The sequence below is a fragment of the Shinella sp. GW821-FHT11G07 genome (assembly GCF_058808115.1).
In genome coordinates this window covers 1-12,466 of record NZ_JBXARJ010000030.1, presented here as the reverse complement: position 1 = coordinate 12,466, position 12,466 = coordinate 1, and the positions used below count along the sequence as shown (strand labels likewise).

Genomic DNA, 12,466 nt, shown 5'->3' with positions numbered 1-12,466 from the left:
CTGACTGCTAAAGTCGTGTTTAACGGCTTGCCCCCCGCAGTCAACCGTGCGACCACTGTCATAACATGAATGTGATTTTCCGCTTTTTGGAATTGTTCTAAACGGCGATCCGTCCTATATGTGTTCGGACTTAAACCGGATTCGGAGTTCCCGATGCGCCTGACGAAACAAACCAACTATGCCGTGCGCATGTTGATGTACTGCGCGGCGAACGGTGACAAGCTCAGCCGCATTCCGGAGATTGCCCGGGCCTACGGCGTCTCGGAGCTGTTTCTGTTCAAGATCCTCCAGCCTCTCACCAAGGCCGGCATCATCCAGACGGTGCGCGGCCGCAACGGTGGCGTGCGCCTGCCGAAGCCAGCCAGCGAGATCACGCTGTTCGATGTGGTTCGGGTGACGGAAGATTCCTTCGCCATGGCGGAATGTTTCGAGGCGGGTGAGGTCGAATGCCCGCTGGTCGACAGCTGCGGCCTCAACGCGGCGCTGCGCAAGGCGTTGAACGCCTTCTTCGACGTGCTCCAGCAATATACGATCGATGATCTCGTCAAGGCACGCCCGCAGATCGGCTTCCTGCTCGGCCTGGAAATCGCGCCGATCGCCCAGCAGCCGGCGGCCTGAGAAAGCACAGCGCCGGTTACTGCCCGGCGCTGACGTCCCGCTTCACATATTCCTGCAGAATGAATTCGACAGCCGTCGGATCGAGTTCGGCCTTGTCGATGCGGAAATCGACCCCGTAGTCGTCGATCTTCTGGAAGTAGGCGTCGCTGATCGACGACGAGATCACGCCGACCGGGCCGATATAGCCGTTGCGCCGCAGCTCGGGCACGGTTTCGCGGAAGTCCGCCTGCGGCTGAAGCCGGTTGTCCATCAGGACCATGTCGAGCCCCGCGCCGGACGAACGGATGAAGCCGAGCGCGTCCTCTACCGTCTCCACGTAATGCAGCGTGATCGCATAGCTCGTCACCTTGCGCATGAGTGCGCTGAGGATGAGGTTTTCCGCAGGATCGTCATCGACGAGCAGGATATGCACTTGTGCTGGCATGGTGGTAGCTGAACCTGATTGCGTCGAAACGGCGTCCGGAGCCCGGACAAGCGGCGGTTACTGTCTTCCAGCCCGCGTTCATTAACAAGTCCCTAACTTTGCTATGGCGAGGAATTGTTCCATAGCGCCGCTATGCCCTTTGGCGGTCCCGAGCGCGCTATTGGATGATCTGCTCGCGGATCGCCTTGGCGACCATCTGCGTGCGGTTGACCACGTCGAGCTTCTTGAGAATGGTCGCGGTATGCGAGTTCACGGTGTGCTCGGAGACCGAGACGATGAGGGCGATTTCGCTCGCCGTCTTGCCGTAGGAAATCCAGCGCAGGATTTCCGTTTCGCGCGGCGTCAGGCCCATGCCCGCCTTGTTGGCGAGGACCTGCCGGTGGAAATAGTCGAAAGCGCAGTTCGCCTCGTAGCAGATCTCGAAATGTTCGGTGCGTCCGATGTCGTCCCCGTCGCCGAGGAACAGCACGATGTAGCGCGTGCCGGCGACCGAGTGCACCGGAATGGAAAGCGCCATGTCGAAGCCGATCTGGTCGATGAAGTCGGCGCCCTCGGCGGATGAGCCGTTATGCGCATGGTCGGAGGCCTGCCAAACCGTCGAGATAGTGGATTTGTAGAAGCTGCGGAACAGAGCGGAGTCGTTGAGCCGGTGGCGTTTGTCATAGGTTTCGGCGAGGCCAGCCGGCAGATCGTGCAACACGAGGCGAGCGGCAAGCGTGCTGGTCTCATGCTCATTTGCCAGCTGGAGCACGCCGAAATGCTCGAAGCCGTAGCGCAGTGCCATCGTATGGAAAATGCGAAAGAAATCGACGCGATTGAGCGCCTTCTCCAGATCGCCTTCAAAATCGTATCTTCTAAAATGTTGGTTCAGTACGGCCACGTGGCCTCCCACCCCCCAAGATTCCACGTAATGCAATCTAGCGCCGCAATCTCTGGCGGCAAAGGGTTTTGCGGGACAATTTCGCGACGGCTCGCCGTTTTCGGGCCGATTGAGCGATAACTCGCTGATAGGAAAGGGGAAATAAAAAAGAGGGGCTGTCCTCCTTTTTGCCGTCTCGCTCCGCCGCCACGGTGCGAGACGGCGAAGGACAGCCCCTCTTACCTCGTTGCCCGCCTTATGACACGGCGGCCTGAAGGTCGCTATCAGGGCAGGTGGGGATTGACAGGGGCTCCAGCGAGCGATTCGCACCGCTTTTTCGCGGTTCCTAATGCTGTGGAGAATGCTGTTCTAGAGTTTTTTCCGAATGGACAAATTTGTTCGCAGACTTATTGCAATCCTGCGGCAAATGTCGTTCCATCCGCGCAAGCCGGGGCTGGAAATGCACCCGAGCCCGTAACAAGAGAACAAAAAAGCAAATCTGGGAAGCTCACTATGAAAAAGCTGACTACTCTTATCGCTGCGACGGCGCTTGCCTCGCTGATGGCGTCTGCCGCCTGGTCGAAGACCTTCGTATATTGCTCGGAAGCGTCGCCGGAAGGTTTTGACCCCGGTCTCTACACGGGCGGCCAGACCTTCGATGCGGCCGCGCACACTGTTTATAACCGGCTCGTGGAATTCAAGCGCGGCACGACGGAACTCGAGCCTGCGCTGGCCGAGAGCTGGGAAATTTCTGCCGATGGCAAGGAATACACCTTCAAGCTCCGCAAGGGCGTGAAGTTCCAGACGACCGAGTATTTTACGCCGACGCGTGAGCTGAACGCCGACGACGTGATCTTCTCGTTCGAGCGCCAGTACAAGGCTGACAATCCGTGGAACAAGTACGTACCGGGCGCGTCCTGGGAATACTTCTCCGGCATGGGCCTTCCGGATGTTCTCGACAAGGTCGAGAAGGTCGATGACCTGACGGTCAAGATCACGCTGAAGCGCCCGGAAGCACCGCTGCTCGCCAACCTCGGCATGCCCTTCATCTCGATCGTATCGAAGGAATATGCCGACAAGCTGCAGGCTGACGGCAAGATGGAGCTGATGAACCAGCAGCCGCTCGGCACCGGTCCGTTCACTTTCGTCGCCTACCAGCCGGATGCCGCCATCCGCTACAAGGCAAACCCGGACTACTGGGGTGGCAAGCAGAAGATCGACGATCTCGTCTTCGCGATCACCACGGACGCTGCCGTTCGCGCGCAGAAGCTGAAGGCTGGCGAATGCCACCTGATGTCCTATCCGAACGCCGCTGACGTTGCCGAGCTGAAGGCCGATCCGAACCTGCACATCTCCGAGCAGGCCGGCCTCAACGTCGCCTACCTCGCCTACAACACGCTCGTTCCGCCGTTCGACAAGGTCGAGGTCCGCAAGGCCCTCAACATGGCGATCAACCGCCAGGCCATCGTCGACGCGGTCTTCCAGGGTGCGGCAACCGTTGCCAAGAACCCGATCCCGCCGACCATGTGGTCGTATAACGACGCTGTCGAAGACGACAAGTTTGACCCGGAAGCTGCCAAGAAGATGCTTGAGGACGCCGGTGTTTCGGGCCTCAAGATGAAGATCTGGGCCATGCCGGTTGCTCGTCCGTACATGCTGAACGCCCGCCGTGCAGCAGAACTGATGCAGGCTGACCTTGCCAAGGTCGGCGTCGAAGTCGAAATCGTCTCCTATGAATGGGCCGAATACCTGAAGCTCTCGTCTGCCAAGGACCGCGACGGCGCGGCCATCCTCGGCTGGACCGGTGACAACGGCGATCCGGACAACTTCCTTGACACCCTGCTCGGCTGCGACGCTGTCGGCGGCAACAACCGTGCGCAGTGGTGCAACAAGGAATTCGACGACCTGATGACGAAGGCGAAGGAAACCGCCGACGTTGCACAGCGCACCAAGCTCTATGAAGAGGCCCAGGTCATCTTCAAGCGCGAAGCGCCGTGGAACACCCTCGACCATTCGCTTGCCGTCGTTCCGATGAGCAAGAAGGTCTCGGGCTTCGTTCAGTCTCCGCTTGGCGACTTCGTCTTCGAAGGCGTGGACATCGCCGAGTAATATCGGCTACGAAAAAAGGCACGCCGCAAAGAGCGTGTAATGGCCGGCGGCTCGAAGACATTCGAGCCGCCGGTTTTTCTAAAGAAAGAAGGGATTGGCTCCCATGTTGCGCTTCATCTTCGGACGGCTTGCCGTTCTGATACCCACGTTCCTCGGGGTATCGCTGATCGCGTTCTCCTTCATTCGACTTCTGCCGGGCGACCCGGTGATGCTGATGTCGGGTGAACGTGTCATGGCTCCGGAACGGCACACCGAGCTCATGCACCAGCTCGGCCTCGACCGACCGATATACGTCCAGTATTTCGACTATCTCGGCGGTCTTCTGACCGGCGACTTCGGCTCGTCGATCGTCACCAAGCGGCCGGTTCTTGATGATTTCATGAACCTGTTCCCGGCGACGCTGGAACTTTCGCTCTGCGCCATCATCGTCGCGGTTCTCCTCGGTATTCCGGCCGGCGTCTTCGCCGCGGTGAAACGGGGGACCTGGCTCGACCAGTCTCTGATGGGCGTCGCGCTCATCGGATATTCGATGCCGATCTTCTGGTGGGGCCTGCTGCTCATCATCGTGTTTTCCGGCTATCTCGGCTGGACGCCGGTCTCGGGACGCATCTCGCTGATGTACTTCTTCCCGCAGGTCACCGGTTTCATGCTGATCGACAGCCTGATCTCGGGACAGGCCGGCGCCTTCAAATCGGCGGTGAGTTACCTGATCCTGCCGACCGTGGTGCTCGCGACGATCCCGCTCGCGGTCATCGCACGCCAGACCCGTTCGGCCATGCTCGAAGTGCTCGGTGAGGACTATGTCCGCACCGCCCGCGCCAAGGGTCTTTCGCCGTTCCGGGTCGTCGGCGTGCACGCGCTGCGCAATGCGATGATCCCCGTCATCACCACGATCGGCCTGCAGGTCGGCGTGCTTTTGGCGGGCGCCATCCTTACCGAGACGATCTTCTCCTGGCCGGGTATCGGCAAGTGGATGGTCGATAGCGTCTTCAAGCGCGACTATGCCGTGGTGCAGGGTGGCCTGATGTTGATCGCTGCCGTCATCATGATCGTCAACCTCGTGGTGGACCTGCTTTACGGCTGGGCCAATCCGCGTATCCGGCACTAGGAGGCGATCTCATGAGTGCAGTTCAAAATACGACCGAGGTCAAGACGGGCGGCACGCCGCCTTCCGGCCTCTCCGAATTCTGGTTCTACTTCTCGCGCAACAAGGGTGCCGTCATCGGCCTCGCGTTCTTCGTGGTGATCCTGTTCGTGGCGATCTTCGCACCGATCGTGGCGCCGCACAGCCCGAGCGTCCAGAACCGCGAACTCCTTCTCCTGCCGCCGGTGTTTTCAGAAGGCGGCAGCTGGGGACACCTGCTCGGGACCGACGCCGTCGGCCGCGACATCCTCTCGCGCCTCATCTATGGCGCGCGCTTCTCGCTGTTCATCGGTCTCGTCGTCGTGACGCTGTCGGTGGTGTCGGGCGTGCTGATCGGCCTCGTCGCCGGTTACTTCCGCGGCAAGGTCGATACGGTCATCATGCGCGTCATGGATATCATCCTGGCGTTTCCCTCGCTGCTGCTCGCCCTCGTGCTGGTGGCGGTTCTGGGGCCGGGCCTGCTCAACGCCATGATCGCCATCTCGCTCGTCAACCAGCCGCATTTCGTGCGCCTGACGCGTGCGGCCGTCATGACGGAAAAGACCAAGGACTATGTCGTCGGCTCGAAGGTCGCCGGTGCGGGCACGCTGCGCCTGATGTTCCTGACGATCCTGCCGAACTGCCTGGCGCCGCTCATCGTGCAGGCGACGCTCGCCTTCTCGGCGGCGATCCTTGACGCGGCAGCCCTCGGCTTCCTCGGCATGGGCGCCCAGCCGCCGACGCCGGAATGGGGCACGATGCTCGCCGAAGCGCGCGAATTCATCCAGCGCGCCTGGTGGGTCGTGACGTTCCCGGGCCTTGCCATCCTCATCACCGTGCTGGCCATCAACCTGATGGGTGACGGCCTGCGCGACGCCCTCGATCCCAAGCTGAAGAGGTCGTGATGTCGCTTCTCGAAATCAAAAACCTCACCGTCGAATTCCAGACGGCCACCGGTCCCTTCCGCGCCGTGGATGGCGTTTCGCTCAAGGTCGACGAGGGCGATGTGCTCGCCATCGTCGGCGAATCCGGTTCGGGCAAGTCGGTCTCCATGCTTGCCGCCATGGGGCTGCTGCCCTGGACGGCGAAGGTGACGGCCGACGTGCTCACTTTCAACGGTCGCGACATGCAGGCCATGTCGGACAGCGAACGGCGCAAGATCATCGGCAAGGACATTGCCATGATCTTCCAGGAGCCGGTCGCCAGCCTCAATCCGTGCTTCACGGTCGGCTTCCAGATCGAGGAAGTGCTGCGCATCCATACGGATCTGAACCGCAAGGCACGTCGCGACCGGGCAATCGAGCTGTTCCAGTCGGTCGGCATTCCGAACCCGGAAGAGCGCCTCGGCCACTTTCCGCACCAAATGTCGGGCGGCCAGTGCCAGCGTGTGATGATCGCGACGGCCCTTGCCTGCAATCCGAAGCTTCTCATCGCCGACGAGCCGACCACCGCGCTCGACGTGACGATCCAGAAGCAGATCCTCGACCTCTTGATGAAGCTCCAGGCCGAGTACGGCATGGGTCTCATCATCATCACCCATGACATGGGCGTCGTGGCCGAAACGGCAGATCGCGTGATCGTGCAGTACAAGGGGCGCCAGATCGAATCGGCCGATGTGCTGTCGCTCTTTGAAAACCCGAAGAGCGTCTACACCAAGGCCTTGCTGTCGGCACTTCCGGAAAATGCTGTGGGCGGACGCCTGCCGACGATCACGGAAAAGCTGACCGACGCCGAGATTTTTGCGGGAGCCATGCGATGACCCCAGTTCTCGAAGCGCGCAATCTCAAGCGCGACTATCATATCCCCGGCAGCATGTTCAAACCGGGCAAGACCGTTCACGCCGTCAAGGGCGTGAGCTTCAAGGTCGAGGAAGGCAAGACGCTCGCCATCGTCGGCGAAAGCGGCTGCGGCAAGTCCACGCTTGCCCGCATGGTCACGATGATCGATCCGATCACCGAGGGCGATATGCTGATCGATGGCCGCAAGGTCGATATCGCCAGCGAGCCGCTGACGTCGGAAATGCGCAGCAAGGTGCAGATCGTCTTCCAGAACCCCTATGGGTCGCTCAATCCGCGCAAGAAGATCGGCGATATCCTGACGGAACCGCTGATCATCAACACCAAGATCCCGGCGGACGAACGGCGCGACCGCGCCATGGCCATCCTGAAGAAAGTCGGGCTGGAGGAGAAACACTACGGGCGTTACCCGCACATGTTCTCCGGCGGCCAGCGCCAGCGCGTGGCGATCGCCCGCGCGCTGATGCTCAACCCGCGGCTTCTGGTTCTCGACGAGCCGGTTTCGGCCCTCGACCTCTCGGTCCAGGCCCAGGTGCTGAACCTGCTCGCCGACCTGCAGGACGAGTTCCACCTGACCTACGTCTTCATCAGCCACGACCTCTCGGTCGTGCGCCACATCGCGAACGACGTGATGGTGATGTATTACGGTGAAGCGGTGGAATATGGCAGCCGTGACCAGGTCTTCGACGACCCGCAGCACGCCTACACAAAAACCCTCTTCGCCGCGACGCCCCGCGTCGACGTGGACGCCATCCGCGCCCGCATCGAACGGCGCAAGCGCGTCGCCTGAGGACGTGACGCGATGACGAACGCCCACGCGATCGTCGTCATGGGCGTTTCCGGTTGCGGCAAGACCTCGGTCGCCGAGGGCCTTGCCGCAGCCCTTTCCGCCGCCTTCATCGAAGGCGACAGCCTGCATCCCGCCGCCAATGTCGAAAAGATGTCCAAGGGCATCCCGCTCACGGATGACGATCGCTGGCCGTGGCTCGACACGATCGGCCGCGCGATGGCGGACACACTGCACGACGGCAAGAGCGTCGTCGTTTCCTGCTCCGCTCTGAAGACGGTCTACCGCGATCGCTTGCGGCAAGCCGCTGGCGGTGCGCTCGCCTTCGTCTTCCTCAAGGGCAGCCGCGAGCTGCTGATGGCCCGCATGGCGGCGCGACGTGGTCATTTCATGCCCGCCAGCCTGCTCGACAGCCAGCTCGCGACGCTGGAAGATCCATCGCAAGAACCGGGCGTCGTGACCGTCGATATCGACGCGTCGATCGAACAGATCATCGCGGCAGCACTCGTCGGGCTGAAAGCGCTCCGCTAGCCTCGAATTTGCCGCGGGCACTGGCATCTTTGTGCTGACAGCCCTATAGACGGCGGGCCTGCTGGCCAACGCGCGCCTGCGGCTTCCGAAAAATTTCGAGACGTGACAGGAACGAGACATGGACATCAAACGCTTTGAAACCGGCCCGCGCATGAGCCAGGCTGTCGTGCACAACGGAACCGTCTATCTGGCCGGCCAGGTCGGCGAAGCCGGTTCTGATGTCACCGAGCAGACCAAGCAGGCCCTGGCCGAAGTCGACCGCCTGCTGGCGCTCGCCGGCACGGACAAGACCCGCATCCTGTCCGCCCAGATCTGGCTTGCCGACATGGTCGATTTTCCGAAGATGAATGCTGTCTGGGATACCTGGGCGCCGCAGGGCCACACGCCCGCCCGCGCGACCGGCGAATCCAAGCTCGCCACGCCGGAATACCTGGTCGAAGTCATCGTCGTCGCCGCACTCTAAGCGCAGCCCGACGGCAGAAATGAAAAGGCCCGCTTTCGCGGGCCTTTTTGTTATGCGGACTTTGCGAGCCGCGCCTGTTCGTCGAAAAACAGCGCCTGGCTGATCAGCGCCTTCACCATGTCCGGGTTGAACGGCTTGGTGACGAGGAAGGCCGGTTCCGGCTTTTCGCCGGTCAGGAGCCGCTCCGGAAAGGCGGTGATGAAGATCACCGGGATCGTGCTGTTTTTCAGGATATCGTTGACGGCATCGATGCCCGACGAGCCATCGGCCAGCTGGATATCCGCCAGCACCATGCGCGGCGAGGTGCGGTGATAGAGCTCGACCGCCTCCGAATGCGTGCGTGCGATGCCGGTCACATTGTGGCCGAGACCTCTCACCATGTCCTCGATGTCCATGGCGATCAACGGCTCGTCCTCGATGATCATGATGTCGGTCGCGACCTGGCTGGAAATGTCGCGCGACGCCTCGTCGAGCAGTTCGGCGAAGTGTTCTTCCGAAACGTCGAGAATGTCGGCTGCTTCGCTCATGTCGAAGCCTTCGACAGCGACCAGCAGGAATGCCTTACGCTCTGCCGGTGGCAGGTTGGCGAGGTTGGCAGCGGCCTGCCGCTCCCAGCCGAAGGGCGAGGTGTTATCCGGCAACGTCACATCGAGGTTCTCGAACAGCGTGCAATAAAGCCGGTAAAGCGCAATCCGGTCGTTGCGACCCTCGGGGTAAAGCGAGATATCGGTGACGAGCGCCTCCAGCATGGCAGCGACATAGGCGTCACCGGATGTCTGGGAACCCGTGACGGCACGGGAAAACCGCCGCAGATAGGCGAGATGCGGTGCAATACGGGTGGAAAGTGACATTTAGTTCTCCCTGAATATGTTCCGCATCGGAACCGTTTCCGCTAGAGTTCATTATGCGGAAACCTATTGGTAGCATGCTAAGTCTGACTTGCTATTTGGAATCTTGGGCAAAAGGAAGATAGCGGGCGGCAGGCGATGGAAACAAGACCATGATCGAGCCCAGTAAAGATAAGAGACGCGGCAGCGGCAACGCCCCTGCCAAGGCTGCCTTTGACCCCAACGGTCCGATTGGCCGCAAGCTGAAATCCTTCTACGACGTCATAGAGACCGAGCCGGTGCCGAGCCGTCTGCTCGATCTTCTGGAAAAGCTTGACGAGGCCGAAAGCCGGGCCAAGGGCGGTTCCTGAAAACATCCGTTCTTCCTGGTTCTAGACGTCAAGAAACGGGCCTGTTGGCCCGTTTCTGGTTTCGGATAGGTGCTCGTTTAGCGGCAACGGGCCTCGTAGCGACGGCCGTAACGGTCGCGGTAGACGCAGTAGCCGCTCCGATCGGAGCGAGCGATCAGATAGCCCGCTGCGCCACCGATGGCAGCACCCGCAAGCGCACCGCCGGCACGGCCGGTCACAGCCCCGCCGATAATGGCGCCAGACGCCGCGCCGATCGCCGTACCGCGTTCGGTCTGGCTGCACGCGGTAAGCGTGACGGTGGAGGCGATGAGCGCAAACGCAATAATGGTCTTCTTCATGGTTCCGGCTCCTGGAAGAGGTTTCGGGATCAGATGCGTCCCATGAGGACAAGAATGAGAAGGATGACAACGATCAGACCCAGGCCGCCCGAGGGGCCGTAACCCCAGCCGCGGCTATATCCCCAGTTCGGCAGGGCGCCGATGAGAAGCAGGATCAAAATAACAAGGAGAATGGTGCTCATCTACGCTTCCTTTCACGTCCAATTCGCTATCGAGCGATGCGCCAACAACGGGTCCCGGTGGATTTTGTTCCCGACAATGTGACAGCCGCGTCATCCGGCGTTCCGGAACTTTTTTCATGCCATGCCGTTTCTTGCCCAACCCGACACGGGGATGGAGAGTGAAATGGAACACATAGCCGCTATCATGCTTCTGGTCGGCTGCAGCCATGGCAGCCTCGCCTGTGAAGAATTGCCGGCGCCCCAGGTGGCGTTTGAATCCATGGAAGAATGCCAGGGCGCGCTTCCCGCTGCACTCGGTGGCGCTGGCGTCGGCAAGCGCATTGTGCATGGCCGTTGCGCTGCGGTCGATCCGGCGTGGATCGAGGAAGATGTCGAGATCAGCTGGCGCATGACCCGGGAGAACGGGCTGCAGGTCGATGTCCGACAGGTCAGCCCGCCGGCGGATGGCATGGTTGTTGCCGAAAACACCTACCCCGCAGAGACCCCGGCAAGGCTGCACTGAACATCGCCAGGAACTTTTCCGGCGTTGATCGCTTCTCCTTTGGTCAACGCCATCGCGTTCAACGGAACAGAAAGGACAGCGACATGAACTGGGATATTATCGAAGGCAAGTGGACCGAGTACAAGGGCAAGGCCCAGGCGCAGTGGGGCAAGCTGACGGATGACGATCTCGATGTCATCCAGGGCCGCCGCGTCGAGCTTTCGGGCAAGATCCAGCAGCATTACGGCCTCGCCAAGGAGGAGGCGGAGCGGCAGATCGATGATTGGGCGCGCCGTCACTGAGCATAGCGCTTCTCGAATCGGAATTGATTCAAGAAAGACTTATGCGCCAGGAAGTGATGGTCGCTGACCATCTCGATCACCGCTCATGCCGCCGCAGCCGAAAGGCCGCGGCGGCATCGTTTTGTTCCGGAAGGGCCTGTCATAAAAGTGCTTTGTTCTTCCAGGCCTCGGGAACCTTTCCCACAGCCCGCCGTTTCTCTTTCGATACAAAGAAGGAGTTCGAAAATGCTCTATTATGCTGTTGTCTTTCTCGTGATCGCGCTTGTCGCCGGCCTGCTCGGCTTCGGTGGTATTGCCGGTGCATCCGCCGGCATCGCGCAGATTCTCTTCTTCGTCTTCCTCGCCCTTCTGGTCCTGTCACTGATCGCAGGGCTGTTCCGCAGGGCATGAAGACGGAGCATTCCGGAAGGGGCGGCGTTCGCGAACGCCGCCCTTTTTGCATGCGCAGGCTGGTCTTGCGGGGTTCAAGGGTATTGGTTAATCAGCGTTCACCAATCGAATCCTTGGAGTCTGATCGATGAAATCCCTCGAACTGCTGGTCGAACGCATCATTCTGTCGAGCCGCTGGATCCTGGTGGTCTTCTATCTCGGCCTGGTCGCGGCCCTCGCGGTCTATGCGGTGTCGTTTCTCTACAAGTTCGGCAAGGTGGCGATGAACGTCTTCGTCTTCGACGATGCGGAGATGATCCTCGCCATGCTCGGCCTGATCGATGCGGCCCTCGTCGCCAGCCTGATCCTGATGGTGATGATCGCCGGCTACGAGAATTTCGTTAGCCGCTTCGACGAGGCAGAGGCCGATGTATCCTTCCTCGGCAAACTCGATTCCGGCAGCCTGAAGATCAAGGTCGCCTCGTCCATCGTCGCCATCTCGTCGATCCACCTGCTGCAGGTCTTCCTCAATGTGCAGCAATATACGGATACCAAGCTGATGTGGCTGACCTTCATTCACCTCGCCTTCGTGGTCTCGGCGGTGCTGCTCGGTTTCCTCGAACAGATCATGTCCAAGCTGAAGGGCTGATGGCCGTGCCGAGAAGGGCAGGGGAAGGGCGCCGCGGATATCCGCTGGCGCCCTTTTTGTTTGGCGCGAAGTCAAGCGAAAACGATCATCTTTCCCCGATCTTCGTCTTGTGCACCGGGCCGTTTCGGGATGCCGGGCCGGTTTGCCCCGTCTCAGGGTGGTTTTTTACCGTCCGGACAAGATTTGGGTGTGTGTTTTGGTTGTTTGGGGTGTGTTTTGGGGATGTGTTGTGCGGTG

Annotated in this window: 18 protein-coding genes; 13 read left to right on the top strand and 5 right to left on the bottom strand. The window is 60.7% G+C overall.

Translation table 11 applies throughout. The features are described 5' to 3' along the window. Positions 1-153: 153 nt before the first annotated feature. Positions 154-618 (top strand): iron-responsive transcriptional regulator RirA, encoded by a 465-nt coding sequence (gene rirA, locus AC1RT2_RS31725; RefSeq protein ID WP_069059889.1) that lies wholly within the window; start codon positions 154-156, stop codon positions 616-618. Between the two features lie 16 nt (positions 619-634). Here the strand turns inward: rirA and AC1RT2_RS31720 are convergent, their stop codons facing one another. Both AC1RT2_RS31720 and AC1RT2_RS31715 read right to left on the bottom strand, forming a co-directional pair. Continuing rightward, on the bottom strand, positions 635-1,042 hold the full coding sequence (locus AC1RT2_RS31720; protein WP_069059888.1) for a response regulator: 408 nt from the start codon (positions 1,040-1,042) through the stop codon (positions 635-637). A 157-nt stretch (positions 1,043-1,199) separates the two neighbouring features. Continuing rightward, positions 1,200-1,922 (bottom strand): helix-turn-helix transcriptional regulator, encoded by a 723-nt coding sequence (locus AC1RT2_RS31715; RefSeq protein ID WP_069059887.1) that lies wholly within the window; start codon positions 1,920-1,922, stop codon positions 1,200-1,202. 492 nt (positions 1,923-2,414) lie between these two features. Between AC1RT2_RS31715 and AC1RT2_RS31710 the strand changes: the two genes are divergently transcribed. The 7 genes from AC1RT2_RS31710 to AC1RT2_RS31680 all read left to right on the top strand — a co-directional run bounded on the left by AC1RT2_RS31710 (position 2,415) and on the right by AC1RT2_RS31680 (position 8,710). Continuing rightward, the gene (locus tag AC1RT2_RS31710) at positions 2,415-4,010 is read left to right on the top strand and encodes an ABC transporter substrate-binding protein (RefSeq protein ID WP_493108438.1); all 1,596 of its coding nucleotides are present in this window, start codon (positions 2,415-2,417) and stop codon (positions 4,008-4,010) included. A gap of 103 nt (positions 4,011-4,113) precedes the next feature. Next, positions 4,114-5,118, top strand: a complete 1,005-nt coding sequence (locus AC1RT2_RS31705; RefSeq protein ID WP_069059885.1) for an ABC transporter permease subunit — start codon at positions 4,114-4,116, stop codon at positions 5,116-5,118. Between the two features lie 11 nt (positions 5,119-5,129). Further along, complete coding sequence (locus AC1RT2_RS31700; RefSeq protein ID WP_069059884.1) at positions 5,130-6,038, top strand: ABC transporter permease subunit; 909 nt, start codon at positions 5,130-5,132, stop codon at positions 6,036-6,038. Continuing rightward, entirely contained in the window at positions 6,038-6,892 is an 855-nt protein-coding gene (locus AC1RT2_RS31695; RefSeq protein WP_083242897.1) for an ABC transporter ATP-binding protein, read from the top strand. Before AC1RT2_RS31700 ends, AC1RT2_RS31695 begins: the two co-directional genes overlap by 1 nt. Continuing rightward, the gene (locus AC1RT2_RS31690; protein ID WP_069059883.1) at positions 6,889-7,719 is read left to right on the top strand and encodes a dipeptide ABC transporter ATP-binding protein; all 831 of its coding nucleotides are present in this window, start codon (positions 6,889-6,891) and stop codon (positions 7,717-7,719) included. Before AC1RT2_RS31695 ends, AC1RT2_RS31690 begins: the two co-directional genes overlap by 4 nt. Before the next feature lie 12 nt (positions 7,720-7,731). Continuing rightward, positions 7,732-8,247, top strand: a complete 516-nt coding sequence (locus tag AC1RT2_RS31685; protein WP_493108435.1) for a gluconokinase — start codon at positions 7,732-7,734, stop codon at positions 8,245-8,247. 118 nt (positions 8,248-8,365) lie between these two features. Continuing rightward, on the top strand, positions 8,366-8,710 hold the full coding sequence (locus tag AC1RT2_RS31680; protein WP_160857445.1) for a RidA family protein: 345 nt from the start codon (positions 8,366-8,368) through the stop codon (positions 8,708-8,710). Between the two features lie 50 nt (positions 8,711-8,760). Here the strand turns inward: AC1RT2_RS31680 and AC1RT2_RS31675 are convergent, their stop codons facing one another. Beyond that, on the bottom strand, positions 8,761-9,561 hold the full coding sequence (locus AC1RT2_RS31675) for a response regulator (RefSeq protein ID WP_493108433.1): 801 nt from the start codon (positions 9,559-9,561) through the stop codon (positions 8,761-8,763). 149 nt (positions 9,562-9,710) lie between these two features. Here AC1RT2_RS31675 and AC1RT2_RS31670 point away from each other — a divergent pair, with 149 nt between their 5' ends. Then, positions 9,711-9,908 carry a NepR family anti-sigma factor gene (locus tag AC1RT2_RS31670; RefSeq protein ID WP_160857443.1) on the top strand — a complete coding sequence of 66 codons (198 nt, stop codon included), beginning with the start codon at positions 9,711-9,713 and terminating at the stop codon, positions 9,906-9,908. Between the two features lie 77 nt (positions 9,909-9,985). On the opposite strand, the gene AC1RT2_RS31665 is transcribed toward AC1RT2_RS31670, so the two are convergent. Next, positions 9,986-10,246 (bottom strand): YMGG-like glycine zipper-containing protein, encoded by a 261-nt coding sequence (locus AC1RT2_RS31665; RefSeq protein ID WP_069059878.1) that lies wholly within the window; start codon positions 10,244-10,246, stop codon positions 9,986-9,988. A 29-nt stretch (positions 10,247-10,275) separates the two neighbouring features. Beyond that, on the bottom strand, positions 10,276-10,428 hold the full coding sequence (locus AC1RT2_RS31660) for a DUF3309 family protein (RefSeq protein ID WP_160857441.1): 153 nt from the start codon (positions 10,426-10,428) through the stop codon (positions 10,276-10,278). Between the two features lie 163 nt (positions 10,429-10,591). Here AC1RT2_RS31660 and AC1RT2_RS31655 point away from each other — a divergent pair, with 163 nt between their 5' ends. The 4 genes from AC1RT2_RS31655 to AC1RT2_RS31640 all read left to right on the top strand — a co-directional run bounded on the left by AC1RT2_RS31655 (position 10,592) and on the right by AC1RT2_RS31640 (position 12,229). Continuing rightward, entirely contained in the window at positions 10,592-10,930 is a 339-nt protein-coding gene (locus AC1RT2_RS31655) for a hypothetical protein (RefSeq protein ID WP_493108430.1), read from the top strand. 83 nt (positions 10,931-11,013) lie between these two features. After that, positions 11,014-11,211: a CsbD family protein gene (locus AC1RT2_RS31650; RefSeq protein ID WP_069059875.1), complete on the top strand. Its 198-nt coding sequence runs from the start codon at positions 11,014-11,016 to the stop codon at positions 11,209-11,211. A gap of 225 nt (positions 11,212-11,436) precedes the next feature. Beyond that, the gene (locus tag AC1RT2_RS31645) at positions 11,437-11,601 is read left to right on the top strand and encodes a DUF1328 domain-containing protein (protein WP_023514833.1); all 165 of its coding nucleotides are present in this window, start codon (positions 11,437-11,439) and stop codon (positions 11,599-11,601) included. A gap of 127 nt (positions 11,602-11,728) precedes the next feature. Further along, a complete protein-coding gene (locus AC1RT2_RS31640; RefSeq protein WP_069059874.1) occupies positions 11,729-12,229 on the top strand; it encodes a TIGR00645 family protein in 501 nt (166 codons plus the stop codon). Positions 12,230-12,466 lie beyond the last annotated feature (237 nt).